Origin of the sequence: Arthrobacter sp. RIT-PI-e (assembly GCF_001187915.1) — a bacterium.
GTDB lineage: Bacteria > Actinomycetota > Actinomycetes > Actinomycetales > Micrococcaceae > Arthrobacter_D.
In genome coordinates this window covers 25,511-49,056 of sequence record NZ_LGIU01000098.1, presented here as the reverse complement: position 1 = coordinate 49,056, position 23,546 = coordinate 25,511, and the positions used below count along the sequence as shown (strand labels likewise).

25 protein-coding genes and 1 pseudogene are annotated in these 23,546 nt (G+C 70.8%); 13 read left to right on the top strand and 13 right to left on the bottom strand.

The window, feature by feature from the left end; genetic code table 11:
• Positions 1 to 98: 98 nt before the first annotated feature.
• The 3 genes from AC792_RS15010 to AC792_RS15000 are packed head-to-tail and all read right to left on the bottom strand — an operon-like array spanning position 99 to position 2,049.
• On the bottom strand, positions 99 to 761 hold the full coding sequence (locus AC792_RS15010; protein ID WP_049831295.1) for a DUF3618 domain-containing protein: 663 nt from the start codon (positions 759 to 761) through the stop codon (positions 99 to 101).
• Positions 758 to 1,210 (bottom strand): phage holin family protein, encoded by a 453-nt coding sequence (locus tag AC792_RS15005; RefSeq protein ID WP_049831294.1) that lies wholly within the window; start codon positions 1,208 to 1,210, stop codon positions 758 to 760. The genes AC792_RS15010 and AC792_RS15005 overlap by 4 nt, the downstream gene beginning before the upstream one ends.
• Positions 1,207 to 2,049, bottom strand: a complete 843-nt coding sequence (locus AC792_RS15000) for a hypothetical protein (protein WP_049831293.1) — start codon at positions 2,047 to 2,049, stop codon at positions 1,207 to 1,209. The genes AC792_RS15005 and AC792_RS15000 overlap by 4 nt, the downstream gene beginning before the upstream one ends.
• Before the next feature lie 291 nt (positions 2,050 to 2,340).
• Between AC792_RS15000 and AC792_RS14995 the strand changes: the two genes are divergently transcribed.
• From AC792_RS14995 to AC792_RS18065, 4 genes are all read left to right on the top strand, one after another.
• The gene (locus AC792_RS14995; protein WP_049831292.1) at positions 2,341 to 3,222 is read left to right on the top strand and encodes a manganese catalase family protein; all 882 of its coding nucleotides are present in this window, start codon (positions 2,341 to 2,343) and stop codon (positions 3,220 to 3,222) included.
• A 31-nt stretch (positions 3,223 to 3,253) separates the two neighbouring features.
• Complete coding sequence (locus AC792_RS14990) at positions 3,254 to 3,715, top strand: DUF4383 domain-containing protein (RefSeq protein WP_049831291.1); 462 nt, start codon at positions 3,254 to 3,256, stop codon at positions 3,713 to 3,715.
• A gap of 223 nt (positions 3,716 to 3,938) precedes the next feature.
• Positions 3,939 to 4,973: an iron-containing redox enzyme family protein gene (locus tag AC792_RS14985; RefSeq protein ID WP_049831290.1), complete on the top strand. Its 1,035-nt coding sequence runs from the start codon at positions 3,939 to 3,941 to the stop codon at positions 4,971 to 4,973.
• A complete protein-coding gene (locus AC792_RS18065) occupies positions 4,970 to 5,257 on the top strand; it encodes a CDGSH iron-sulfur domain-containing protein (RefSeq protein WP_082177797.1) in 288 nt (95 codons plus the stop codon). The genes AC792_RS14985 and AC792_RS18065 overlap by 4 nt, the downstream gene beginning before the upstream one ends.
• Here the strand turns inward: AC792_RS18065 and AC792_RS14975 are convergent.
• Positions 5,241 to 6,548 carry an AI-2E family transporter gene (locus AC792_RS14975; protein WP_049831289.1) on the bottom strand — a complete coding sequence of 436 codons (1,308 nt, stop codon included), beginning with the start codon at positions 6,546 to 6,548 and terminating at the stop codon, positions 5,241 to 5,243. The two genes, AC792_RS18065 and AC792_RS14975, sit on opposite strands and share 17 nt — an antisense overlap.
• 266 nt (positions 6,549 to 6,814) lie before the next feature.
• Here AC792_RS14975 and AC792_RS14970 point away from each other — a divergent pair, with 266 nt between their 5' ends.
• The 4 genes from AC792_RS14970 to AC792_RS14955 all read left to right on the top strand — a co-directional run bounded on the left by AC792_RS14970 (position 6,815) and on the right by AC792_RS14955 (position 11,424).
• Positions 6,815 to 7,570 carry a LamB/YcsF family protein gene (locus AC792_RS14970; RefSeq protein WP_049831288.1) on the top strand — a complete coding sequence of 252 codons (756 nt, stop codon included), beginning with the start codon at positions 6,815 to 6,817 and terminating at the stop codon, positions 7,568 to 7,570.
• A gap of 31 nt (positions 7,571 to 7,601) precedes the next feature.
• Entirely contained in the window at positions 7,602 to 9,110 is a 1,509-nt protein-coding gene (locus AC792_RS14965) for a carboxyltransferase domain-containing protein (protein WP_082177796.1), read from the top strand.
• A 118-nt stretch (positions 9,111 to 9,228) separates the two neighbouring features.
• Positions 9,229 to 10,932 carry a hypothetical protein gene (locus tag AC792_RS17960; protein ID WP_049831286.1) on the top strand — a complete coding sequence of 568 codons (1,704 nt, stop codon included), beginning with the start codon at positions 9,229 to 9,231 and terminating at the stop codon, positions 10,930 to 10,932.
• Positions 10,933 to 11,046: 114 nt separating this feature from the next.
• The gene (locus AC792_RS14955) at positions 11,047 to 11,424 is read left to right on the top strand and encodes a GNAT family N-acetyltransferase (protein WP_152916270.1); all 378 of its coding nucleotides are present in this window, start codon (positions 11,047 to 11,049) and stop codon (positions 11,422 to 11,424) included.
• A 79-nt stretch (positions 11,425 to 11,503) separates the two neighbouring features.
• On the opposite strand, the gene AC792_RS14950 is transcribed toward AC792_RS14955, so the two are convergent.
• Positions 11,504 to 11,791: a MoaD/ThiS family protein gene (locus tag AC792_RS14950; RefSeq protein WP_049831284.1), complete on the bottom strand. Its 288-nt coding sequence runs from the start codon at positions 11,789 to 11,791 to the stop codon at positions 11,504 to 11,506.
• 12 nt (positions 11,792 to 11,803) lie between these two features.
• On the bottom strand, positions 11,804 to 12,898 hold the full coding sequence (locus AC792_RS14945) for a WD40/YVTN/BNR-like repeat-containing protein (RefSeq protein WP_049831283.1): 1,095 nt from the start codon (positions 12,896 to 12,898) through the stop codon (positions 11,804 to 11,806).
• A gap of 197 nt (positions 12,899 to 13,095) precedes the next feature.
• Here AC792_RS14945 and AC792_RS14940 point away from each other — a divergent pair, with 197 nt between their 5' ends.
• Positions 13,096 to 13,527 carry a hypothetical protein gene (locus AC792_RS14940; protein ID WP_152916268.1) on the top strand — a complete coding sequence of 144 codons (432 nt, stop codon included), beginning with the start codon at positions 13,096 to 13,098 and terminating at the stop codon, positions 13,525 to 13,527.
• Between the two features lie 15 nt (positions 13,528 to 13,542).
• Here the strand turns inward: AC792_RS14940 and AC792_RS14935 are convergent, their stop codons facing one another.
• Positions 13,543 to 13,875 (bottom strand): histone-like nucleoid-structuring protein Lsr2, encoded by a 333-nt coding sequence (locus AC792_RS14935; RefSeq protein WP_049831281.1) that lies wholly within the window; start codon positions 13,873 to 13,875, stop codon positions 13,543 to 13,545.
• Between the two features lie 145 nt (positions 13,876 to 14,020).
• On the opposite strand from AC792_RS14935, the gene AC792_RS14930 reads away from it, so the two are divergent.
• From AC792_RS14930 to AC792_RS14920, 3 genes are read left to right on the top strand one after another with little or no spacing between them, the layout of a single operon-like run.
• Complete coding sequence (locus tag AC792_RS14930) at positions 14,021 to 14,278, top strand: hypothetical protein (RefSeq protein WP_049831280.1); 258 nt, start codon at positions 14,021 to 14,023, stop codon at positions 14,276 to 14,278.
• On the top strand, positions 14,269 to 14,724 hold the full coding sequence (locus AC792_RS14925) for a hypothetical protein (protein ID WP_049831279.1): 456 nt from the start codon (positions 14,269 to 14,271) through the stop codon (positions 14,722 to 14,724). Before AC792_RS14930 ends, AC792_RS14925 begins: the two co-directional genes overlap by 10 nt.
• Positions 14,725 to 14,734: 10 nt before the next feature.
• Positions 14,735 to 15,622, top strand: coding sequence for a DUF4031 domain-containing protein (locus tag AC792_RS14920; protein WP_049831278.1), 888 nt, complete (start codon positions 14,735 to 14,737; stop codon positions 15,620 to 15,622).
• A 49-nt stretch (positions 15,623 to 15,671) separates the two neighbouring features.
• On the opposite strand, the gene aztD is transcribed toward AC792_RS14920, so the two are convergent.
• From aztD to aztB, 4 genes are read right to left on the bottom strand one after another with little or no spacing between them, the layout of a single operon-like run.
• On the bottom strand, positions 15,672 to 16,919 hold the full coding sequence (aztD, locus tag AC792_RS14915) for a zinc metallochaperone AztD (protein WP_049831277.1): 1,248 nt from the start codon (positions 16,917 to 16,919) through the stop codon (positions 15,672 to 15,674).
• A 23-nt stretch (positions 16,920 to 16,942) separates the two neighbouring features.
• Positions 16,943 to 17,851: a zinc ABC transporter substrate-binding protein AztC gene (aztC, locus tag AC792_RS14910; RefSeq protein ID WP_049831276.1), complete on the bottom strand. Its 909-nt coding sequence runs from the start codon at positions 17,849 to 17,851 to the stop codon at positions 16,943 to 16,945.
• A gap of 5 nt (positions 17,852 to 17,856) precedes the next feature.
• Positions 17,857 to 19,137, bottom strand: coding sequence for an ABC transporter (locus AC792_RS14905; RefSeq protein WP_152916266.1), 1,281 nt, complete (start codon positions 19,135 to 19,137; stop codon positions 17,857 to 17,859).
• The gene (gene aztB / locus AC792_RS14900) at positions 19,124 to 20,017 is read right to left on the bottom strand and encodes a zinc ABC transporter permease AztB (protein WP_049831275.1); all 894 of its coding nucleotides are present in this window, start codon (positions 20,015 to 20,017) and stop codon (positions 19,124 to 19,126) included. Before aztB ends, AC792_RS14905 begins: the two co-directional genes overlap by 14 nt.
• Before the next feature lie 53 nt (positions 20,018 to 20,070).
• On the opposite strand from aztB, the gene aztA reads away from it, so the two are divergent.
• On the top strand, positions 20,071 to 20,766 hold the full coding sequence (gene aztA / locus AC792_RS14895; RefSeq protein WP_049831274.1) for a zinc ABC transporter ATP-binding protein AztA: 696 nt from the start codon (positions 20,071 to 20,073) through the stop codon (positions 20,764 to 20,766).
• Positions 20,767 to 20,788: 22 nt separating this feature from the next.
• On the opposite strand, the pseudogene AC792_RS14890 reads toward aztA, so the two are convergent.
• Together AC792_RS14890 and AC792_RS14885 are read right to left on the bottom strand one after the other, a co-directional pair.
• Positions 20,789 to 22,626: pseudogene (locus AC792_RS14890) on the bottom strand (sensor domain-containing protein).
• Positions 22,623 to 23,465: an alpha/beta fold hydrolase gene (locus tag AC792_RS14885; protein ID WP_235436830.1), complete on the bottom strand. Its 843-nt coding sequence runs from the start codon at positions 23,463 to 23,465 to the stop codon at positions 22,623 to 22,625. The pseudogene AC792_RS14890 and the gene AC792_RS14885 overlap by 4 nt, the downstream one beginning before the upstream one ends.
• Positions 23,466 to 23,546 lie beyond the last annotated feature (81 nt).

The following is a 23,546-nucleotide window of genomic DNA, read 5'->3' as shown; positions in this document are numbered from 1 at the left end:
CGGACCCGTGCCATCCCGTGCAGCGCCTCCGTGCCGGGTGGGGCCGGACACGGCGACAGGCCGCCGGACTGCTCCGGCGGCCTGTCGTGCCGAACGGGTCAGCTGTGCTGGACGTTCGACTTCGCGTCCTGCGCGCTGCCCTTCACGTCACTGGCGGCCTGCTGTCCCTCGTCCTTGACGGTGTTCACCGAGTCGGTCGCGCTCTCCTTGACCGCCTGCACCGCCTGCTGCGCCGGTTCGCGGACTTCCTCGACCACGTTCTTCGCGGCGTCGGTCACGGCCTCCGTCAACGGCGCGGCCTGCTCCTTGAGCTGGGCCGTGGCCTGCTGCTCCTTCTGGCTGGCCGGGATCAGGGATGCAACGAGGAGGCCGGCGCCGAAGGCGATCAGACCGGCGGCGAGGGGGTTGCCCGCCGTCCTGCTCGAGACCTTGCCCGGGGCGTCGTGCACCGCGTGCTGCGCCTGGTTCACCCGGTCACGAGCTGCCCCGGTGGCGGACTGCGCCGAGTCCATGCCGCTCCCGGCCCTGGAATGGAGGGAGTCCTTCACGTCGTCCGTCTTCCCCAGTACTGAGTCCTTGACGTCCTCGGCCTTGCCCATGACGGTCTCCTTCACGTTGCTGAAGCTGTGCTTGACCTTCTCGGTCTGGCGGTGTGCGATGTTCGCCGGGTTGACCTTGTCGGCGACGGCGTCGACATCGGAGCTGAGTTCACGGCGTGTGCGCTCGATATCTGCACGAATTTCTTCTGGTGTCTGGCTCATCGTGTGTGCTCACCTGGTTTCAGTGTCGGCGGAATCTCTTTGACGGTCTCCGCGGTGTTCGGGAGCCCCTTGACCTGCTGCATCTCCTTCTTGCCGAGGAGTGCCAGTACTGCGGCGATGATGCCCCAGACGACGGCCACGATTACCGCGGCCCATCCGGTGGGCATGACCGCCGCCAGGCCCCACATGAGGCCGAGGGAGAGGAACAGGAGCACGAAGTGCCCGCCGACCGCGGCGCCGGCGAACATGCCTGCACCCTTCCCGGCCTGCTTCGCCGACTCGGTGGCCTCGGCCTTCGCCAGCGCCACCTCCTGCCGCATCAGCTTGGAGAAGTTGGCGGTGAGGTCCCCCATGAGCTCCCCGATACTCTGGGAATCGGCTCGTTCATGTGCTTCGGAGGGAGGCGGGACCGACGCCTGGTGCGCGCCCCCGGTGTAGGGCTGGCTCATCGGCGCAGTCCTCCGTCATCCGGGCGGGTGCCTACCGGAGGCGTGCCCGGCGGGATCGTGGGGTAGTCGTCCGCGGGATCGATCAGGGCGGGGTTGGACCCGGTCTGGGTGTCGGTCGTGCCACCCAGGTCGACCGTGGCGGGCGTGCCGCTGTAGGCGTCGGCGTCCACCTCCGTGTACCCGGTGGGGGTGGAGGTCGGGTTTCCCGCAGGGAGTGCGTCGTGTCGGGCCGATGCATCGGAGGAGCTGTGGCTGTCCGAGCTGCGGTTGGCGGCGGCACTGCGGGTGAGGCGGCCGACCACGAGACCGGCACCTGCCGCGAGGGCCAGGAACGTGCCCGGCTTGCGACGGGCGAACGCCTTGACGTCCTCGAGCACCTCGGAGGCATCCCGACCGTCCAACCAGCTCGCGGCACTGTGCCCGCGCTCGGAGGCCTGCTGGACGAGGCTCGAGACCATGCCGTTGTCGGACTTCTCCGCCATCGACCTCAGTTCGTCGGAGATGCCGCGGAGGCCCTCCGTGACCTTATGCTGCTGGGACCCGGCCTGCGTCCTGACCTCGGAGCTGACCGTGCTGAAGAGGTCCTTGGCCTGCGAGCTCGCTTCCGCTGCCACGCTCTTGGCCTCACTCGCCGCTGTACCCGCGACGTTCTTCGCGGCCTCCTTGCCGTCCTCGCCCACCTGCTTCGCGGAGTCCTTGGCGGCCGAGGCCTTGGCATCGGAGGTGGACCTGGTGGAGTCGGAGGTGCCGAGTTCGGTGGTCCCGAGGTCCGAGGTCGAGGCCTCGTTCCCGGTGGTGGACGGCACCAGGGGGTCTTGCGGCCAGTTCTGCGTAGTCATCAGTGTTCCTCACGTTGATTCTGCCGTTCCATGGATGCGCCATCGTGTACTCACCGCTTCGGTCCGATGGTGCGATCCATGTCCCGTACTGGACATGTCGTGCAAGCTAAGCATGCTTAGCATCACTCCTGCAAGGTTTTCCGACGAATTCGCAAGTCGAGGATAAGTACCCTTAGTACCTTCCGGAATCATCGTCGCGGCGTTAGCGTCGTGTCGACGAGGATCTCCCGTGACCACTTCCATAAGAAGTGGATCCATGCGTGGGAGAACCGGATGCGGGAGGAGATACACGTGTTTTTCCACAAGCAGGAACTCCAGTACAAGGCCACTCCGGCCAAGCCGGACGCCGTCTACGCGCGCAAGCTGCAGGAGGTGCTCGGTGGTCAGTACGGCGAGATCACCGTCGCGCTGCAGTACAACTTCCAGGCGTGGAACACGCACATCCCGGGCAAGTACCGGGACCTGCTCTTCGGGATCGCCGCCGAGGAGATGGGCCACGTCGAGATGCTGGCCACCATGATCGCCCAGCTGCTCGAGAAGGCACCGCTCGGGATCACCGACGACGCCGTGCAGTCGGACCCCGCGATCGCGGCCGTGGTGGGCGGGACGGACATGCAGCAGGCGATCGTGGCCGGCGCCGGTGCGCGCGCCGTGGACAGCATGGGCAACCCCTGGCAGGGCAGCTACATCACGGCGAGCGGGAACCTGCTCGCCGACTTCACCGCGAATGCCAACGCGGAGATGCAAGGGCGGCTGCAGGTGGCCCGGCTCTACCACATGACCGACGACCACGGCGTCCGGGACATGCTCTCCTTCCTCCTGGCACGAGACACGATGCACCAGAACCAGTGGATCGCCGCCGCCAGGGAACTACAGGAGTCGAAGATGGAGCTGCTGCCCGTACCCAGCAACTTCCCCCAGAAGAAGGAGGCCACCGAGGTCTCCTACCAGTACCTGAACTTCTCGGACGGCAAGGCGGCGTCCGAGGGCAGCTGGGCCTCCGGCCCCACCCCGGACGGCAATGGCGAGTTCTCGTACCACGAGGGCCCCACCACGAGTGCGCCGATGCCCCCGCCCACCCACGTGGACTCCCGTTTCTACGGCACCACCGAACTGCCCAACACCCTGGAGAAGATCGCGGGAACGGTGCAGGATAAGCTCAACCGCGAATAACCGGTCTCAGACGAAGAAAAAGGAAGAACAAATGACGAACGCGAACAACCGCACCGTTGACAGCGGCAGGACGACCCTGCAGCGCACCGCCCAGGCAGTGGGCGTGGTGTTCCTGCTGGTGGGGATCCTCGGCTTCATCCCGGGCATCACCTCGGACTACGACACCATGATGTTCGCCGGGCACCAGTCCGAGGCCCTGCTGCTCGGGATCTTCCAGGTCTCGATCCTCCACAACATCGTGCACCTACTCTTCGGCGTCGCCGGTCTGGCGATGGCACGCACCATCTCCGGTGCCCGTACCTACCTCATCGGTGGTGGGGTCATCTACGCGGTGCTCTGGATCTACGGCCTGGTCATCGGGCAGGACTCCGCCGCGAACTTCGTGCCGCTGAACAACGCCGACAACTGGCTGCACTTCGTCCTGGCCGTGGGCATGATCGGCCTCGGCGTGATCCTCGGCCGCAGTGCCAGGAGCACGGCGAGCCGGGTCTGACACGGCCGGGGGTTCCGCGACCCGTGCGGGAACGGACTGCACGGACCGGCGCGCACAGCGCCTGAGGAGGAGGACGACGTCGGATCGGCGGCACCTGGGGTGGCCGTCGGTCCGGCGTCGTCCTGCGTCCGGCACCACCCCGCCGTCCGAGTGTCACCGACCACAAGTAGGCTTACCATCGACAGCCCCGCTACGGCGGAACCGCGGACAGAAGAGGTTCTCGATGAAACAGCCGACCCCCCGCGGGGAGATCAGCGCCCTCGTGCTGGCGACGATCGCCGCACCCGCGCCCACCCAGGAGGAGTCGCTCGTGCAGCTCGGCACGCTCGTCGCGGAGCGGGTCTCCGGGACGCCGGACATCCTGCGGGACGACGACCTGCAGCTCGCGCTCTTCTGCCTGTACGAACTGCACTACAGCGGGATCGACGACGCCGGTGACGACTGGGAGTGGCACCCGGGGCTCCTCGGGATCCGCCGCCTGATCGAGGGGGCGTTCGAGCAGGCCGTACGGAGCCGCGTCGTCCTCGGCGACCTGCCGGACTCCTCCAGCGAGGCGGTCTGCGCGGAGCTGTTCCGGATGACCGGCGAGGATGCGGGCCCCAGCATGTCCCGGTTCGTGGCGCGGTCCGCCACGGAGGACCAGTTGCGGGAGTTCCTGGTGCACAAGTCGATCTACCAGCTCAAGGAGGCCGATCCCCACACATGGGCGATCCCCCGGCTGACGGGACGGGCGAAGGCCGCCCTGGTGGAGATCCAGGCGGACGAGTACGGCAACGGGCTCCCGACACGCATGCACTCCGCCCTCTTCGCACGCACCATGCGGGATCTCGGCATGGACGACACCTACGGTGCGTACCTGGACGCGGTTCCCGCCATCACGCTGGCCTCCAACAACCTGATGTCCCTCTTCGGCCTGAACCGCCGTCTCCGGGGTGCGATCGTGGGTCACCTGGCGGCATACGAGATGACGTCGTCACAGCCGAACCGCCTGCACTCGCGAGGCTTCAAGCGCCATGGCCACGGCGAGGAGGCGAGGGAGTACTTCGACGAGCACGTCGAGGCCGATGCCGTGCACGAGCAGATCGCGGGCCGGGACATGGCCGGCGGGCTGGTGGAGCAGGACCCCCGGCTACTGCCCGACGTCCTGTTCGGGGCCGCGGCGGGCATCGCTCTCGACGTCCTGATGACGCAGCACATCCTGGAGGCGTGGGAGGCGGGCCGTTCGTCGCTGCACCACGTGGGAGCAGTGGCCGCATGAGCGCCGAGCACGCGTCCGGCGCCGACCATACCCAGGGCGGTGAACGGGATGGCGCGGACGTCCCGCAGCGGAGCCTCAACTCCGGATCGGCCACGCCCGTCTCCGTGGTGGCCTGCGCGAACGGCCCGCTCCTCGTCCGCGGGGACTTCGAGCTGGTGGGCACGGACGGCCAGGAGCTGCCGCGCACCCGCCGTACCGTGGCGCTGGGCCGGTGCGGAGCCTCGGTCCTGAAGCCCTACTGCGACGGTTCGCACAAACTGATCGGCTTCACCACCGATCCCTGACGCGGAGGCCCGGCGCTCGCCCATGACGGCCGGCCGGCTGGCGGCCGCCCGCGGGTGCCCGGGAGGCCGGGGGCGGCTCCCCCGCCGCGACGTCGTCCGGGGCCGGCGTGCCCGGCGGGACCGGCTCGGCCGCCGGCGCGGGCGAGGTCCCGGGCGGGGGGGGCTCGGGCAGCCGCTCGCGGCCGTACTGGAACGCCACCATCCCCACGGCGATGATCGGGGGGGCCAGGAACGCCCCGATGAGCCCGAAGATCGTCCCGCCGGCGGGGACGGCGGGCAGCGCCACGGCGGGATGGTGCTTGAGCGACTTCCCCCCGAGGCTCGGCTGCAGCACGTTGCTCTCCAGCTGCTGGACCAGCAGCACGAGGCCCAGCGCGATCAGGGCGGTCACCCACCCGTTGGCCAGCAGGGCCACGAGGGTCGCGAGGATCCCGGTGCCCACGGCTCCGATGATCGGCAGGAAGCCGGCGAAGAAGATCAGGACCGCGAGGGGCAGGGCCAGGGGGACGCCGAGGATCCACAGGCCGAGACCGATGAAGACGGCGTCCACCATCGCGACGGCCGCCTGCGCCAGGATGTAGGCGGAGAGGGTCCTCCAGGACCGTGCAGCCACCTCACCGGTGTGCACGAACACGGTGCCCGTGGTCCAGCGCAGCAGCCAGCCCGAGAACCGGTCCCCGTCCTTGAGGCAGAAGAAGGTGAGGACGAGCGCCAGGAGGGCGGTGATGGAGACGGATCCCAGGGTGCCGATGCCCGAGGTGACCCCCGCCAGGATCTGCCCGGAATGATCCTGCAACCAGGTGAGTGCGCTGGTCAGGATCTGGTCCACGTCGGGGAGTTCGAACGGCACGTCCAGGGACGCCGCGAACTCGCCGATGCTCTGGATGTTCTCGACGGCGCTCTCGGAGAGGTCGCGCACTCCCTCGACGGACACCGAGATGGTGAACCACCCCACGGCACCGATGGTCCCGAGCAGGCCGAGGACGGAGAGCGCGGCCGCCAGCGCTTTCGGCATGATCTTCCTGAGCAGTCCGTTGAGCGGCCACAGGACGGAGGCCAGGAGGAGGGCCAGGAGCAGCGGGAGGACGATCACCCAGAGGGTGGACAGCAGGTAGAGCAGTCCGAGCACGGCGACCGCGAGGACCAGCAGCCTTCCCACCACGGCGGTGGTGGGCTGCAGGGCGGAGATCATGGCGCCGCGGCGGACGCGCAGCCGGGTCTCCTCGGGGGGTGAGGTGTCCTGCTCCTCCTCGGGAGGCGGAGCCGCGGAGGCCCCGGAATGCTCGCTCATGTGTCCACTCCTCGTGGTGTGTGTGGGATCGCCCTGGGATGCGGGTGGATCCCGCCGACCATGCGGCGTCGGACCTCGTCCGTCGGCGACGCCGGATGACACCGGACGTGCGCGTACTCGCCGGGACGAGCCGCGACGGTATATTTTTCAGCCTACGTCATGCGTGCTGCCGTGGATCGGCGCCGCCCACCGGTGACCGTCCGAGATCGTTGAACATCCGGGGTGTTCCATGACGCTCGACCGGGAACCTGAGAGAGAGGTCACAGATGACGATCGACCTGAACAGCGACGTGGGCGAGTCCTTCGGGAACTGGACCTTCGGCGACGACGCCCGGATCATCGGATCGGTCTCCAGCGTGAATGTGGCCTGCGGCTTCCACGCCGGGGACCCGGTGGGCATCAGGGCCACCTGCGCCGCGGCGGCCGCCGCCGGCGTGACCGTGGGCGCCCACCCCGGGTACCGGGACCTCGCCGGGTTCGGCCGGCGGTTCCTCGATGTGGAGCCGAACGAGCTCACGGATGACGTCGTGTACCAGATCGGGGCGCTCCAGGCCCTCGCGGCCGTGGCGGGGACGCGCGTGCGCTACGTGAAACCCCACGGTGCCCTGTACAACACGATCGCCGTGCACGAGCAGCAGGCGAGGGCTGTGGTCCGGGCCGTCGGGGAGGTCGACGCCTCACTGCCCCTGCTGGTGCTGCCGGGCACGGTCGTGGAGGCCGAGGCGCGTGCGGCGGGGCTCCGGACGGTGACCGAGGTCTTCGCGGACCGCGCCTACACACCCGATGGTGCGCTCGTGGCCCGGCGGGAGCCCGGCGCCGTCCTGCACCGCGAGTCCGACGTCGTGGCGCACGTGCTGCGCATGGCGGGCGACGGCGAGGTGGTGGCGATCGACGGGTCGCGTCTCCGCGTGGAGGCCGAGAGCATCTGCCTGCACGGCGACACCCCGGGCGCCGTGACCATGGCGGCCGCGGTACGGCGGGCGCTCGAGGCCGCCGGTATCCCGGTACGCGCTTTTGCCTGAGGGAGGGGCGCCGGAGCCCCGGCTGCGGCCCGTGGGTGATCGCGGCCTGCTGCTGGAACTCCCCGGACTCCCCGAGGTGCTCAGCGTGCAGGCGCAGCTGCAGGCGGACCCCGTGGCCGGGCAGGTGGACGTGGTCGCGGCGGCCTGCACGGTGCTCGTCACCGTCGAGGACGCCGCACAGGTGCGGCCGCTCGCGGAGCGCCTGCGCACCATCGACCCGTCGCTCCCCGCCGAGCAGGAGGACGCCCTCGTCACCGTCGAGGTGCAGTACGACGGCGCCGACCTCGCCGAGGTGGCACGGTTCACGGGTCTCGGGCAGGACGCCGTGATCGCCGCCCACACGGCGGAACCGTGGGTCGCGGCCTTCGGGGGCTTCGCCCCGGGGTTCGCCTACCTCACCGGTGGCGACCCGCGGCTGGAGGTCCCGCGCCGGGAGTCCCCGCGCACGGCCGTTCCCGCCGGGTCCGTGGCGCTCGCGGGTACGTTCTCCGCGGTGTACCCGAGGGAGTCACCCGGGGGGTGGCAGCTGATCGGGCACACCGCCGTCGCCCTCTGGGACACGCGACGTGCCGAGCCCGCCCTGATCCGGCCGGGCCACCGCGTGCAGTTCACCGCGGTGCGGGAGGTGGCCGACCTGCCGCCCCGTGCGGCGTCGGACGTGGTCTCCCGCGTGGACGCGGGTCTCGAGGTGGTGCACCCCGGGCTGTACAGCACGCTGCAGGATCTCGGGAGGCCGGGACGGATGGCCCTGGGGGTCGCGGGGGCCGGAGCGCTGGATCGGGCATCGGTGCGCCGGGTGAACCGACTGGTGGGCAACGCGGCCACGGACGCGGTGATCGAGAGCCTCAACGGCGGCCTGGTGCTCCGTGCCGTCCAGGACCAGGTGCTCGCCGTCACCGGCGCCGCCGTCGGCCTGCGGGCCGTCCTGCCCGACGGCGGTGAACGGGAGGTGCCGCTGTGCACCCCGTTCCTGCTGCGGGAGGGGGAGGTGGTGCACCAGTCCGCGCCGGAGTCAGGTCTGCGCGCCTACACGGCGGTGCGGGGCGGGTTCGACGTCGAGGAGGTCCTCGGGAGCCGCTCCACGGACTCGATGTCCGGGGTGGGCCCACCGGCGCTGGTCTCGGGTACGCCCCTGCCGGTGGGCCGGCCGGAACCGGGATCCGTGGTCGGGGACCCTGAGCCCGTCCCGACGTGGGCTCCTGCTCCGACGCTGCGGATCGTCCCGGGCCCGCGGGACGACTGGTTCGAGGAGGGCGAACTCGCCCGGCTCTGCGCCGCGCAGTGGACGGTCCCCGCGCAGTCCAACCGGATCGGGCTCCGCCTGGACGGCCCGGCGTTGACGCGGAGCCGCCGGGGTGAGCTCCCGAGCGAGGGGACGGTCCGCGGAGCACTGCAGATCCCGCCCTCCGGCCTGCCTGTGCTGTTCCTGGCCGACCACCCCGTCACCGGCGGCTACCCCGTGATCGGCGTGGTGGTCTCCGCGGACCTCGATCGTGCGGCGCAGCTACCACCGGGCAGTGTGATCCGCTTCACCGTCTGAGTGTTGCGCAGGCGCGGGCGGCGTACCGGGGCGTCCGCTCGGGGCCCAGCCGATCTCGAGAAAGCCGTGCGTCATCCCCGTTCCCCGCCTCCTCCGTGCCACTACCGTCCCGGCCCTCGTGCTGCTCCTCACCCTGACGGGCTGCACCGGCACCCTGCCGAGCCCGGACCCCACGGACACGTCGGGTCAGGACGTGTCCGCCGTCGTGCTGGCCTCCCCCGATGCGACGCAGCGGCAGGTGGTGACCGGCACCCCCGTCCAGGCCTCCGTGCACATGAGCGCCGCCCTGTTCGAGGCCAGTCCCGTGGCGGTGGGGCTGGCCCCCCCCCCCGGGGCCCCGGCCGGCGGGCCGGACCCGGCCCGGGGGCCGGCCGCGGCCGCCGCCGCCGGGCTGGGCGTGCCCCGGGTGCTGGTGGGCCCGGACGGCGAGGGGTCGGCGGACGCCACGGCGGAACTCGACCGGCTGGGCGCGGGAACCGTGATCGCGGACGGGGACCCGGCAGCCGACTGGGAGGCGCTCGCCGGGTCCCGGGAACTGCCGGCCGGGCCCACGGAGGCGGCCGCGTTCCAGGACGCCCTCGGCTTCCCGGCGGAGGAGACCACGGGCGCGGCGGCGGGGTTCGTGGACGCGCTCGGGCGATCGGAGCGGGAGGCGCCGCAGGTGGTCCGGATCGAGGGCGACGCCGCCACGGTACCGGGCGGCACGCCGGAGGCGTCGGGTGAGCCGTCGGAGGGAACCGCGCTGGCGGACCGGGCCACCACCACCGACCTCCCGGACTTCCGGGCCGCCACTGATCCTTCGGACGCGCTGGTGCTCGCCACCGGGTCCTCCGCACCGGCGTCCGTGGCCACCGCACGCGCGGCGGGGGCCGACGTCGAACTCCTGCCGGAGGGTGATCCCCGGACGGGCTCCGCCGCCGTGCAGGCGGTGCACGAGCACACGGACACGGCCGTCCTCGCGCTCGGGGACGAGTTCGGCACCCAGGAGGAGTTCGCGGTGCGGGCCGCCGCGGCGGCCACCGGCGTGGAGCTGCCCGCCGGAGGGCAGACCGTGTTCCCCGGGAGGCGCATGGGGGCCCTCTACGGCCATCCGAGCGGCCCCTACCTCGGAGCGCTCGGCGAACAGGGGATCGACGAGACGATGGTCCGGGTGCAGGCGCTGGCGGAGCAGTACCGGCCCTTCAGCGACGAGCCCGTGATCCCGGCACTCGACCTGATCGCCACCGTGGCCGGCGCCGACCCGGGCGCCGACGGCAGCTACTCGAACCGGACGCCCGTCGACGAGCTGCGGCCCTGGGTGGATGCGGCGGAGGCCGCGGGGGTCTACGTGGTGCTGGACTTCCAGTCCGGCGGCTCCGACTTCCTCTCCCAGGTGCGGGAGTACGAGGAGCTCCTGGTACGGCCCTCCGTGGGCCTCGCCCTGGACCCCGAGTGGCGGCTGGCGCCGGGTCAGCGTCCCCTCCAGCAGATCGGAACCGTCAGCGCGGCGGAGATCAACGAGGCATCGGCCTGGCTCGCGGACCTCACCCGGGACAACGCCCTCCCGCAGAAGCTGCTGATGGTGCACCAGTTCCGGATCGACATGATCACCGACCGCGAGGACCTGGACGTGTCCCGGACCGAGCTCGCCGTCACCCTGCACGCCGACGGCCACGGTACGCCGGGCCAGAAGCTCGACACGTGGAACGTCCTGCAGTCCGTACCTCCCGCCGGGATCTGGCCCTCGTGGAAGAACTTCTACGACGAGGACCAGCCCATGCTCACCCCGGAGCAGACGTACTCCGTGGTGGAGCCGAAGCCCTGGCTGGTCACCTACCAGTAGCCCTGGCACTGCCCGCGGCTCCGGCAGAATGCACGGAAAATTTCGCAGCCGGAAATACGGGTGAAACCCCCGCTCCCTAGCGTTGGGTGGACACCACGTCGTCAGGAGACCACCGTGCAGACTCTGAGGGTTCGCCATGTGCCCTGGTCCAACCCCGTGGGCCTGGGCCTCCGCGACGCGTTCCGGGCCGAGGTGGCCCGCGACCGCGCACCGGGGGGTGAACAGGTCGGGGGGCCGGACGACGGCGCCACGATCGCCACCTTCCTCATCGCGTACGAGCTCGCCACCGGGCAACCCGTGGGATGCGGGGCCCTCCGCCGCCTCGGGGCCGACCAGGTGGCGGTCGACTACGTCTACGTGCTCCCCTACGCCCGGTGGTCGGGGATCGCCTCGACCATCGCCGGTGAACTCGTGGCCTGGGCCCGGGTGCGCGGGTTCGTCCTCCGGGGCCCGGGGGAGTCGGTGCGTCTCTCCGGTGCCCTGACCTCCTAGCGGGCACGTCCGGCTGATCCGGCCGGGGCGGTGAGGGTCACCGGGTTCCGGACGGGCGCACGGCACCGGGTCCCCCCGCTCAGCCCCCGGCGACGGACTGCATGATCATGATCGTCGCCCCGGCGCGGACGGGTGTGCCGAGGAGGTCCAGGCGCCGCACCTCCTCGCCGTCGACGTAGATGTTCACGAAGCGCCGCAGCGCACCGGTCTCGTCGCGGATCCGTCCCTCGAGCAGCGGATGCAGTACACCGAGGCGATCGAGTACCGCGGCGACGTCGTGGGCCTCGTCCGGGTGGAGGGTCACCTCCTTCCGCCCGGCGGTGCAGGGCCGGAGGAGTGTGGGGATGAGGACGGTGACCGAGGTCATGGTGTGCCGACCTCAGCCGGGCACCACGGCGGCACGGACCGAGAGCACGTCCGGCAGGTGCCCGATGACCTCCTGGAAAGAACGCCCCTCGTCGGCGCTCGCGTACACCGATCCACCACGCGTCCCGAAGTACACGCCCGCCACGTCCGCGGTGTCCGTGCACGCCGCGTCCCGGAGCACCGCGTTGTAGTCGGGGGCGGGAAGTCCCGTGTCACCTGCCTCCCAGGTGGCACCGCCGTCGTCCGTCCGGTGCACGGCGAGGTGCCCACCGGGCGGGATCCGCTCGCCGTCGGACTCGAGGGGGATCACCCAGGCCGTCCCGCCCCGGCGGGGATGGGTGAGCATCACGAAACCGAAGTCGGCGGGCAGGCGCTCCGCGATCGACTGCCAGGAGTCGCCGCCGTCCCGGGTCGCGTAGACCCCGCGGTGGTTCTGGGCGTACAGGCGGTCGGGGTCCACGGCGTCGCGCGCCACCTTGTGGACGCACTGCCCGAAGTCCGGAGCGGGTTCCGGGAGGAAGTACGCGCTGATCCCCCTGTTCCTGGGGTGCCAGGAGTTCCCGCCGTCGTCCGACCGGTACACACCACCCGTGCTCATCGCGACGTGCACCGTCGCGTCCCGGGGGCTCGGGAGCACCGTGTGCGCGGCGGCCCCGCCGAACCCCGCGCCCCAGTCCGGGCGGTGCGGGTGGTCCCACAGCCCCCGGTTCAGCTCGAAGGTCTCCCCGTGGTCCGTCGAGCGCCAGACCGAGATCGGCTGGCACCCCGCCCACACCACGCCCGGGCGGTCCTCGGAGTCGGGCTGGATCTGCCAGATCCGCTCGAGTGCGGCGCCGTCCGCGGGACCGAACCGGATGCTGCCCTCGCGCGGCTCGGTCCAGGAGGCACCGAGGTCGTCGGAGTGCACGAGGCAGGGGCCGAAGTGCCATGACATCCGGCCCGCGAACAGGCGCACCCTCCCGCCGCGGACGTCGATGGCCACGCTCGGGATCTCCTCCATGAGGAAGTGCGGCTCGGACACCGTCCAGGTCCTCCGGTCGCGGCTCGAGGCGAGCCACAATCCCTTCCTGGTGCCGATGGCAAGAAGTGTCGATCCTGCTGCTGACATGATCACCTCATCTGAACTACCCGTTCGAGAATCACGAAGTGACGTGCATCACACAGAGAATGCCATGCACCACTCCACTTGTCCAGGTCCGACTACCCGGATCGGCCCGATCCGCGGCCGGCGGGTGGGGCGCCGTGCCACAGTGGGAGAAGTCGATCGCTGGGGAGCGGATCCATCCGTCCATCCTGGAGGCACCCGTGGAACAGCGCGCTCCCGCGAGAACCTCCTGCAGGGCCTGCCCCGGCCACGGACACGCGCCGGGATGGCGCGGCAGGTGCACGGCGAGCTACTGCATCGAGGCACGGCACGGCCTGCTGCTGCACTGGTGGGCGCCGTCGTCGTTCCTCACGGCCCCCACCATCCTCTCCTCCCTGGAGGCCTACCGTGCGTTGTCGGACGGCTACGCGCTGCCGGTGGTGATCCACCTGCAGGAACCGCGGGGCATCTCACCCGCGGGGCGCGCCGCCATGCTGGAGGCCACCCAGAACTCCCGCGTGGCCCTCGTGGGGAACGGGCCGGTGGACCGGGTGCTCACCGCGTTCTCCGAGGGAGGCCTCTCGGACACGCGCTACTTCGAGTCGGTGGTCCACGCCGAGCTCTGGGCGCGAGGTGCCGGAGTGCTGAGCTGAGTATCGCGTGGGGGATCAGTGGCTCTCGTTGTAGGCGTCGACGATGGACCTCGTGATCCGTCCGCGTGCGCTGGGGTTGTAGCCGTTGTCCTGCGCCCACCGCCGGATCTGCCGGGTCTGCTCACGCGACGCCTTGTCCGTGGAGGGCGACGACGTGGCGGGCCGTCCGCCGGATCCCGCCTTCCGGCCCCTGTCCACGTAGCCGGCGAGGGCGGACCGCAGGGCCTGCGCGTTCTGCCCCGTGAGATCGATCTCGTACTCCGTGCCGTCGAGGGAGAACCGGACGGTCTCCTGGGCGCCCTCGCCGCTGACGTCGTCGACCAGGTGCACCTGTGCACGTCGTGCCATGATTCGCTCCTCGTTGCCCGCTGATGATCGCTGTCTCCTGCTCCGACTCTAGCCGGGAGGAGGGGCGGGCGGACCGTCCGGATTCGCCCGGACGGGAAGGTCTGACCAGGGTCGGGTCACCTTCACGAGCCGTTCGGGGGGACGCATGGCCGCATCGACGTCCGGAAGACCGAGGATCCTGCGCGTACTCGAGGTCCTCTCCTGCATCTACGTCCTCCTGACGGTGCTCGGCGTGCTCGTAGTCCTCGCCAGGATCCTGCTGTCCGAGGCGGCCGTCACGGTGCAGCTGCCGGTGCAGCCCCACAGGCCGCTGCCGGTGCCCGGTATCGAGATCACTTCCCCGCCGCCCGCGGAGATCACCGGCGGTGGATTCCGTCAGGGGAGTTCGACGTCGTGGGGCTGAGTCTCGCCACGCGCCTCTGGTTGGCGGCAGGTGCCCTCGCGCATGCTGCCGTGGGAGTGCTGCTCGGGATCACCGTCCTCCGCATCTGCCGGGGCGGCACCACCACCTCCTTCCCGCTCCGGTTGGCCGGTTCGCTCAGGATGGCCGGGATCACCGTGCTGGTGGGCGGCGTGGCGTGGCAGGTACTGAGCGGGATCGGCCAGGCCCAGGCCGCCCGCGAAAGCCTCTTCGTCTCCGGGTTCACGATGGTCCATGCCGATGCGGATGCCGATGCCGATGCGGCCGCTGATCCCGACCGGACCCCCTCGAACGCGGGGCTACCGCTGCCGGGTGTCATGCCCTCCGTCGAGTTCACCCCCGCCCTCATCGGACTGGCCCTGCTGGGGACCTCCGCCGCGGTGGTGCACCACGGACGGAGGGACGAGCCGGTTCCGCCGTCGCCCTAGACTGCTGGTCATGGCCGTCCTGATCGACCCACCCTCCTGGCCCGCGCACGGCACCACGTTCTCCCACCTCGTCTCGACGTCGTCCCTCGCGGAGCTCCACGCCTTCGCTGCCGCGGCCGGGATCTCCCGGCGGGCGTTCGACGAGGACCACTACGACGTCCCGGAGCACCGCTACGGGGATCTCGTGGACCGCGGGGCGCTCGCCGTCGGCGGGGCGGAGCTGGTGCGCGCGCTGGTGGCCAGCGGTCTCCGGGTCCCCGCACGACGACGCCGCCCCAAGCTCCGCGCGGCACTCACCGCGCGCTGGGCGGCCCTCCTGCCGGGTGCCTCCGACGTCGGCGCCGAACTCCTCGACCGCTGGAGCGAACCGCACCGCGAGTACCACACGCCCACCCACCTGCTGGCGGTGCTCGAGGGTGCGGAGGCACTGCTGACACCTGCGGACGCAGCGCTGCGGCGGCCGGTGCTGCTGGCGGCGTGGTTCCACGACGCCGTGTACGAGGGCGTGGCGGGGGAGGACGAGCGGGCCTCGGCCGAGCTCGCCGGAGCCCGGCTGCGCGGTCACCTCGACGCCGGTGAGGTGACCGAGGTGCAGCGCCTGGTCCTGCTGACGGCGGACCACGCACCGGCGCCGGAGGACCGTGCCGGAGCGCTCCTCTCGGACGCGGACCTCGCCGTGCTGGGCGGCACCCCGGAGGAGTACTCCCGGTACGCCGCCGCCGTCCGCGCCGAGTACGCACGGCTTCCCGACGAGGTGTTCACGGCCGGCCGCCGTGCGGTGCTGCGCACCCTGGTGGACCTCGACCCGCTGTACCGTACGGCGGAGGGGCGCGCTCTCTGGGCCGCACCGGCTCGCCGCAACCTGCTCCGCGAGCTGGAGCTGCTCCAGCAGGTCTGACGCCGCAGGGCCGCCACCCGCCGGAACGGGGGCCGGGCCTGCAGAAGGATCAGCCGGTGACGACGGCGACCTCGGTCGGGGTACCCGGCAACTCCTCGGAGGAGATGATTTCCTCGGTGGAGAGGTCCACCGCGTGGATCCGGTCGGTGGCGGGATCGGTGATGTACGCCGTGCCGCCGAGGACCTTCAGGGCGGGGTGCGGATCCTGCCACTCGACGGGCCCTTCCCAGGCGTCGATGACGGGCAGCGAGTTCGTCACCTCGCCGGTCTCCGGGTCGATGGTGTGTAGTGCGCCGTCGGTCCCGATCAGGAGGATCTCCCCGGCCGGACCGCGGGCCACGTCGCGGAAGGTGTACTCGACGCCCTCGGGCAGCTCCACGACCTCCATGGACGTCGCCCCGGTGTCGATCAGGACGAGCTCCGAGAGCAGGTAGCCCTCGGAGTCGGGGTCCGAGTTGTAGTCCCCGGCCACGATCGCGCTCTCGTCGCTCACGTAGGCATTGCCCATGCGCCCGTACTCGTCCGGGGCGGGAAGCTTCGTGATCTCGCCGTCGTCGTACACCAGCACGCCGTCGCTGCAGCCGAACACCACCACCTCGTCCGCAGTGGTGCCCTCCCCGTGCACGGACGGGCACTCGTCGCTGGAGGCGATCTCCTCGCGGTCCGCGTCCAGGGCCTTGATGCCGGTCCGCCCCTCGGAGGTGCCCACCGTGGTCAGCAGGGTGCCGTCGTCCAGGAGCACCGAGACGCCGTGGTGGGCCTTGGTCCCCTCGACGGTCTCCGTCTCGGGCAGATTGCCGCCGGGGAGGAGGTCCGCCGTGGTGAAGATGGTGGTGTCACTCGTGCCGTCGGCGTAGAGCACCGTGTGGTCGTGGTGCTGCACCACGTGGCCGGCAGTGTCGGCCTCGAAGACCAGGTCGGTCAGCTCGGGGTCGGCCAGCTGCGAGCCGGAGTCGTCCGTCCAGGTGCCGAGGTCCAGGACCTGGAAGCCTGTCGGCACGGTCACCAGCGCGTGGCGTCCGTCGCCGGCGGGGTTGAGGCGGGTAAAGCCCTCGATCGGGAGGTCGCCCTCCACGGCCAGGGTGGTGCCGTCCACCACGACGATGCCACCGTCGTAGGTCAGCGCGACGCGCGGGGTCCGGATGTCCGAAGCGGCAGCCGGTGTCGAGGTGCTCGGTTCCGGGGCCGAGCCCGAGCCGGACTCGGCGGTACTGCAGCCGGAGAGCAGCAACGCGGAGGAGGCGACGGTCGCCGCCAGGGCCAGATGCCTCCGTCTGGTGAACGGGTTCGCTGTCATGATTTTCCTTCTGTCTCTGGCTCTCAGGGTGAGAGGCCGGCGGAGATACGCTCGGTGTTCGTGCGCATCATGGTGAGGTACGTCTCTGCGCCCCCACCGGGGTTCGTGAGGGATTCGGTGAAGAGTTCCACCACGTCGACGTCGATGTCCGCGCCGTCCGCGAGGACCTGGACCAGCCGGTCCGGCGAGGAGGACTCGGCGAAGACGGTAGTGACCTGCGCGTCCTCGATCGCGCTGACGAGATCCCGGAGATCGGAGGCGCTCGGTGAGGCGAGGGTGGTTCCCCCGGGGATCACCGCGCCGATGACCCGGAAGTCGTACCGCTCGGCGAGGTACCCGAACACGTGGTGGTTGGTGACGAGATTCCGCCGGTCCTCCGGTATCGCCGCGAAGGCCTCCACCATGGCGGTGTCCAGGTCTGTGAGCTCCGCGCGGTAGGCGTCGGCGGAGGCCGTGACGATGTCCGCGTCCATGCCGTCGATCCCGAGGACGCGCTCCTCGAGGGCGTCCACCACCGCCACCATGAGTCCGGGATCGGTCCAGAAGTGCGGATCGGGTGAGCCCTCGGCATCCCCCTCGGTGTACGCGAGGGGCTCGAAGGCATCGCCGGCCACGAGGACGGGCACCTCCTCCGCGTCGGCGCTGTCGATGTGCTGCTGCAGGCCCTCCTCCAGACCCAGGCCGTTGGTCACGATGAGATCGGCGGCCCGCATCATCGCCCCCTCCTGCGCCGAGATCTCGAAGGAATGCGGATCGGCGTCGGGCTGCATGAGCACGCGGACGTCCGCCTCCCCGCCCACCACGTTCTGCACCACGTCCCCGAGGATGTTGGTGGTGACCACGATGACCGGTTCCTCCGAGCCCTCGGAGGAACACGCGGTGACCCCCAGGACCACCACCGAGGCCAGGGCCAGGCCGAGGGTGTGCCGCATCCGTCTCATCGCCCTGTCTCCGTGAAGAAGACCGGGGCGTCATCGGTCGGGAAGGTGCGCGCGATCCGTGCATCGTCGGCGAAGTCGATCTCGTACAGCTGCTGCTCCGCCGGGGCATTGAGGTAACTGCGCTGCTGGTCGGTCACCAGTTCCACGCCGTCCAGCAGTGTGGGATCGGCGATGGTCTCCTCCAGCAGGGGTTCCGTCTCGCCGATGGTCTCGCCGGTCCCGGACGAGAGGACGAGCACAGTACCGGCGTCGGTCAGCGCCACCACATGGCCTTCGCGGTCGTCCACGGCGGTCACCCGGCGGAGCGGCTGCTCGGTGGCGAGGAACTGCCACTCGCGCTGCCGGGTGTCCAGCAGCCACAGGCCCTGGTCCCCGGCGACGGCGGCCACGGTGGGGCGCCCCTTCCGGGCGCTGAACCCGGTGGCCCTGTCCACGGCGATCCCCGCCGGATAGGCGATCCGCTCGAACTCCACGTCGCCGTTCGACACCGTGGCGAGGAGAGCGCCGTCGTCGCAGCCGATCACGGTACCCACCCGGGTGGTGATGGTTCCCTGGGCGTCCACGCACTCCGCGCTCGCATCCGGGACGGCCCGGCCGTCCGCGTCATAGGCCTGCACGGTGTCCCCGGTGCCGTCGGGGCCCGCTCCGGTGAGTAGTTGCAGGGATCCGGGGAGCGGTACGAACATGCCGGTGTGCGGGTCCGTGCTCACCTGCGTGACCGTGGAGATCTCGCCCTTGCCGAGCGCGTCCTTGTCGAGGATCATTCCCTCGCCGCTGTCCGGGAAGAACACCCCCGTGCCGGAGTCACCGGGGGTCACCACGGCTTCTCCGTCTCCCTCGACCGTCCCGACGATCCGCGGTTCCGCCCGGTAGTAGTGGAAGTGGTCCTCGTGGTCCCAGGTCCACACCCCGCTGTCGATGACGGTCAGTGTGCCCTCCGCGGACGAGGCGAAGAGGTAGCGCCCGTCGGTGGAGGTGGCAGTGGTTCCCGGGACCTCGCCGAGGGTGGTGCGGGTCTCGTCGGCGAGATCGAGCAACTCGACCGAACCCGCGGGGTCGAGGGTGATGAGGTGCAGCTGTGGCTCGGCCACCTCGGCGGCACCATCGATGGCGCCGTGGCCGTCACCGAGAGGAGGCTCGGCGGAGCCGCCGGCGGGATCCTCGGCCGCGGTTGCCGTGGACGGTGCGGGATCCGCAGGATCCGGCGCCGAGCAGGACGTCAGGGTGAGGGTGATGAGCAGGGTGAGCGGGACGAGCAGTCTGTCAGGCGTCGGCACGGAGGTCTTCCTGTGATGCGGCGGAGGGACGGGAGGTGGTGCGGGGAACGGACGCCGGCGAGGGCCGGCGGCGCGTGAGGCCGCGGAGCAGGGTGGAGAGTGCGGCGGAGGCGATGGCGGACAGGGCGATCGAGGCACCCGCCGCGGTACCGAGGTACCAGGAGAGGAGGAGACCGCAGAACACCGCCAGCGCGCCGATCCCGGCTGCCAGCACCATGGTGCCGGGGATGCGGGTGGTCCAGGCCGCCGCGGCGACGGCGGGGGCCAGGAGCAGTCCGATCACGAGCAGCGCACCCACCGCCTGGTAGGAGGCGACGACGGCGAGGGTGACCAGGCCCACCAGGAGCAGCTGGGCCGTGCGTGGCCTCAGCCCCATCACGTGTGCCACCCGGCGGTCGAAGACGAGGGCCACGAAGGCCCGGTGGAAGCCGGCGGCGACGGTGATCGTGACGAGGAGGGCTGCGCCCAGCAACCACAGGTCGTTGCCGCTGATGGCCAGCACGTCCCCGAAGAGGATCGCCGTGGCATCGGTGGCGAAGCTGCGTGAGTGGGAGATGATGATCACCCCCGCGGCCAGCATGCCGACGAAGAAGAGGCCGATGCTGGTGTCGTGCGAGAGCCGCCCACGCCGGGTGAGGATGCTCACCCCCAGACTCATGACGATCGCGCTCGCGGCGGCACCCAGGACCACGGGGAGGCCGGACAGGGTGGCCAGGGCCACACCGGGGAGCATGCCGTGGGCCATGGCCTCGCCCAGGAAGGCCATCCCCCGTATCACCACCCAGGTACCCACCACGGCACAGACGGCCGCACAGAGGGACCCACCGATCAGCGCGCGCAGCATGAAGTCGGCGCTGAAGGGATCGAGGAGAACGAGCATGCGCCACACTAGGCACAAATAAGACTCATTCTCAACCGTGATAGGTTCTGGTGATGCTCACCACCGGACCCGGCCCGCAGCTCTCCCTGCCTCCCGCGGGAGGCGGCATCGTCCTCGACGACGTCTGGGTGGACCACGACGGCGTCGATGCACTCCGCGGGGTGTCCGCCAGAATCCATCCCCACTGCATCACCGCGGTGGCCGGACCCAACGGATCGGGCAAGTCCACGCTGCTCGGAGTCCTCGCCGGGATCCTCCCGCCACGCAGCGGTGGAGTCTCCCTGCCTCATCGGAGGAGCACCGCCCTCGTGGTGCAGCGCAGCGAGGTCCCGGACCGCATACCGCTGACCGTCCGGGACGTGGTCGCCATGGGCAGATGGGCCGACGTCGGACTGTGGCGACGCCTCCGGCGCACGGACCAGGTCATCATCGACGACTGCATCGGCCTGGTGGGGTTGGACGGGTACCGGGGCCGACCGCTGCACGCGCTGTCGGGCGGGCAGCGGCAGCGGGCCTTCCTCGCGCAGGGTCTGGCCCGACAGGCGGATCTGGTGCTCCTGGACGAACCCACCACGGGGCTGGACTCGTCATCGCGCGCCGTCGTGACCGAGGTGCTGGCGGCCGAGAAGTCCCGGGGAGCCACCGTCGTCTGTGTCTCCCACGACGACGTCGCCCTCCGGGCCGCCGATCATCTCCTCCGACTGGACGCCGGCTGTGTGGTCACCGGTCCGGGGACTGCCGGTTCCTGACACCCGGGTGCCGCGTCCTCGGCTACTGCTGCGGGGTGCGGTTCCCGATCGTGGTCCGGAGATCGTCGATGAGGGCGTCGACGTCCTCCGTCCCGGACGGGTGCGTTCCTGCGGAGGTGCTCGAGGACGCGACGCGGGAGCCGTGGGCGCCCACCCAGGAGGCCAGGGCCTCCGGGGCCAGGGGCCGGCTGTAGTGGAAGCCCTGCGCCAGGTCGCAGCCGAGGTCCAGCAGCGCGGACTGCTGACCCGGTGTCTCCACGCCCTCGGCCACCGCGCGGATCCCGACGGCATGGGCCAGCTGGAGACGATCGCGCTGTCGCCGTCGTCCCCACCGAGTCCCTGGACGAACGAGCGGTCGATCTTCAGCTCGTCGATGGGGAAGTCCTTCAGGTAGGTCAGGCTGGCGTACCCCGTCCCGAAGTCGTCGATCGCCAGGCCGACACCGAGGTCCTTGAGTGCCGTCAGGATCTCCAGTGCCATCACGGGATTCTCCATGAGCGCGGTCTCCGTGATCTCGAGGGTCAGCTGACCGGGATCCACCGCGTGGCGGCTCAACGCACCGGAGACCAGTTCGAGCAGTTCCGGGTCGAGGAGCTGGCGGGTGGAGAGGTTGACCGCCATGTCCACCGGTTGCTGCTCGGGGGAGAGATTGCGCCAGCGAGCGCTCTGCGCCACCGCTTCCTCGAGCACCCACGCCCCGAGGTGACGGATGAGACCGGACTCCTCGGCGAGGTCGATGAAGTCCACGGGTTGCAGGAGGCCCCGGGTGGGGTGCTGCCAGCGTACGAGCGCCTCGACACTGTTGATCCTCCCCGTCGCCAGATCCATGCGGGGCTGGTAGTGCAGACGGAGCTGGTCGGCGCTGATCGCGGTCCGCAGCTCACCGAGCAGCTGCAGCCGGTTGACCGCCGGATCCGCCTCCGTGGGATCGTGGGCCGTCCACGTGTTCCGGCCGTCGGCCTTCGCCTGGTACATCGCGATGTCCGCGCCACGCAGCAACCGGTCCAGGGTGGTGTGCTCCCGGTCCGCGAGGGCGACGCCGATGCTCGCGGAGCACACCACCTCGAGACCCTCGATCACCATGGGGGCGCTCAGCGTGTCGAGGATGCGATCGGCGAGGTGCCCTGCCTCCTCGAGCCCGGCCACGTGTTCGAGCACCACGAACTCGTCCCCCGCGAACCGGGCCACGGTACTGGAGGTCCGCACCGTGGCCGCCAGCCGTTCGGCGACGATTCCGAGAAGTTCGTCCCCGGCGCCGTGCCCCAGGCTGTCGTTGACCGCCTTGAAGCGGTCGAGGTCCAGGAGGAGGACCGCCAGTTCCGATTCCAGGGTCCCGCGCTCGGCCAGTGCGGCCTCGAGCGTGGAGGCCAGGCCCGCCCGGTTCCGGAGGCCGGTGAGGGTGTCGTGGAGGGCGAGGTGCTGCAGGCCGGCTTCCGCCTTGGCGCTTCGCGCCTCGGAGTCCTCGGCACTGCGCCGGGCCTCGACGAGCTCGAGCTCGTACTTGCGCCGCTCATGGGCGCTGAAGACGATCACCTTGGTGCTTCCCGGCCCGCCCGTCCCGCCGGTCCGGACCGCGGTCAGCAGGGCGGCCCTGCGCTTGCCCTCGACGTCGAGCACCTCCAGTGACACCTCCGACACCGCACCGGAGAGTTTCAGCTGGGGCACGCAGTGCGTGGAGAAGAGGAGACGGTCACCCACGGGGAGGAGCCGTTCGAGCTTGCTGCCCACCAGGTCCTCACGCCGATGACCGGTCCAGTGCAGGAAGGTGTCGTTGACCATCCCGATGGATCCGTCGTCGTCGAGCAGGAGGTAGCCGCAGGGTGCCTGCTGGAAGAACTGCTCGTAGTCGGGATCCGTCACGGCTGCCGCTCCAGGTACCCCAGGATGGCGGTGGCCGTCTCCTCCGGGGCACTGGCCTGGGGCACGTGGCCCGATGCCCGCAGCTGCACGAGCTCGCTCCCGGCGAGGTGCTCCTGCAGGTACCGGCCCACCTCGAGCGGGGCCAGCATGTCGTCGGAGCACTGCAGGATCAGCGCGGGTGTCCGGACCGAGGCGAGACTGTCCCTGATGTCGGAGAGGAACGAGACCCGGGCGAAGTTCCGTGCGGTGTCGGGATTCGTGCGGCAGAAGCTCGCGGTGAGCTCCTCGCCGAGCTCCGGCGTCCCGGGGTTGCCCATGACCATGGGCGCAACGGCGGCGGACCATGCGAAGTAGTTGCTGTCCAGCGAGTTCAGGAGGTCGTCGATGTCCGTCCGCGTGAAGCCGCCCACGTAGCCGGCGGCGGGGTCGTCGATGTAGGAGGGGGACGGCGCCACGAGCACCAGCCGGGAGAACCGCTCCGGCTCCGCCCCGGCGGCCACCATCGCCATCATGGTGGCCACGCTGTGTGCCACGAGCGTCACGTCGCGGAGGTCCAGGGCCGCGCAGAGCTCCAGGATGTCCGAGACGTACCCGTCGAGATCCGAGTACTTCCCGGCGTCGTACCCGGCCTGGTCCGAGTTGCCCGAGCCCATGTGGTCGAAGAGCACCACCTGGTACCGGTCGGTGAAGTGGGGGAGCAGGCGCTGCCACATGTTCTGGTCGCACCCGAACCCGTGGGCGAACAGCAGCACGGGGCCTGCGGGCTGTCCGGTGACCGTTACGTGGTGGCGACGCATCGCCTCCATGTGCGCAGGGGACAGGACGGAGTCGACGGTCATGGAGTTCCTCGGGGCTGACGGCAAAGATGTTCCCTGGGCACTATCGGCCGGTGGACAGGAAGCGTCACCCTTCGGCGCCGG

Coding starts and splice junctions, on each gene's coding strand:
- AC792_RS15010 (WP_049831295.1), bottom strand. CDS start 761: ATGAGCCAGACACCAGAAGAAATTCGTGCAGATATCGAGCGCACACGC.
- AC792_RS15005 (WP_049831294.1), bottom strand. CDS start 1,210: ATGAGCCAGCCCTACACCGGGGGCGCGCACCAGGCGTCGGTCCCGCCT.
- AC792_RS15000 (WP_049831293.1), bottom strand. CDS start 2,049: ATGACTACGCAGAACTGGCCGCAAGACCCCCTGGTGCCGTCCACCACC.
- AC792_RS14990 (WP_049831291.1), top strand. CDS start 3,254: ATGACGAACGCGAACAACCGCACCGTTGACAGCGGCAGGACGACCCTG.
- AC792_RS14985 (WP_049831290.1), top strand. CDS start 3,939: ATGAAACAGCCGACCCCCCGCGGGGAGATCAGCGCCCTCGTGCTGGCG.
- AC792_RS18065 (WP_082177797.1), top strand. CDS start 4,970: ATGAGCGCCGAGCACGCGTCCGGCGCCGACCATACCCAGGGCGGTGAA.
- AC792_RS14975 (WP_049831289.1), bottom strand. CDS start 6,548: ATGAGCGAGCATTCCGGGGCCTCCGCGGCTCCGCCTCCCGAGGAGGAG.
- AC792_RS14970 (WP_049831288.1), top strand. CDS start 6,815: ATGACGATCGACCTGAACAGCGACGTGGGCGAGTCCTTCGGGAACTGG.
- AC792_RS14950 (WP_049831284.1), bottom strand. CDS start 11,791: ATGACCTCGGTCACCGTCCTCATCCCCACACTCCTCCGGCCCTGCACC.
- AC792_RS14945 (WP_049831283.1), bottom strand. CDS start 12,898: ATGTCAGCAGCAGGATCGACACTTCTTGCCATCGGCACCAGGAAGGGA.
- AC792_RS14935 (WP_049831281.1), bottom strand. CDS start 13,875: ATGGCACGACGTGCACAGGTGCACCTGGTCGACGACGTCAGCGGCGAG.
- AC792_RS14930 (WP_049831280.1), top strand. CDS start 14,021: ATGGCCGCATCGACGTCCGGAAGACCGAGGATCCTGCGCGTACTCGAG.
- AC792_RS14920 (WP_049831278.1), top strand. CDS start 14,735: ATGGCCGTCCTGATCGACCCACCCTCCTGGCCCGCGCACGGCACCACG.
- aztD (WP_049831277.1), bottom strand. CDS start 16,919: ATGACAGCGAACCCGTTCACCAGACGGAGGCATCTGGCCCTGGCGGCG.
- aztC (WP_049831276.1), bottom strand. CDS start 17,851: ATGCGGCACACCCTCGGCCTGGCCCTGGCCTCGGTGGTGGTCCTGGGG.
- aztB (WP_049831275.1), bottom strand. CDS start 20,017: ATGCTCGTTCTCCTCGATCCCTTCAGCGCCGACTTCATGCTGCGCGCG.
- aztA (WP_049831274.1), top strand. CDS start 20,071: ATGCTCACCACCGGACCCGGCCCGCAGCTCTCCCTGCCTCCCGCGGGA.
- AC792_RS14885 (WP_235436830.1), bottom strand. CDS start 23,465: ATGACCGTCGACTCCGTCCTGTCCCCTGCGCACATGGAGGCGATGCGT.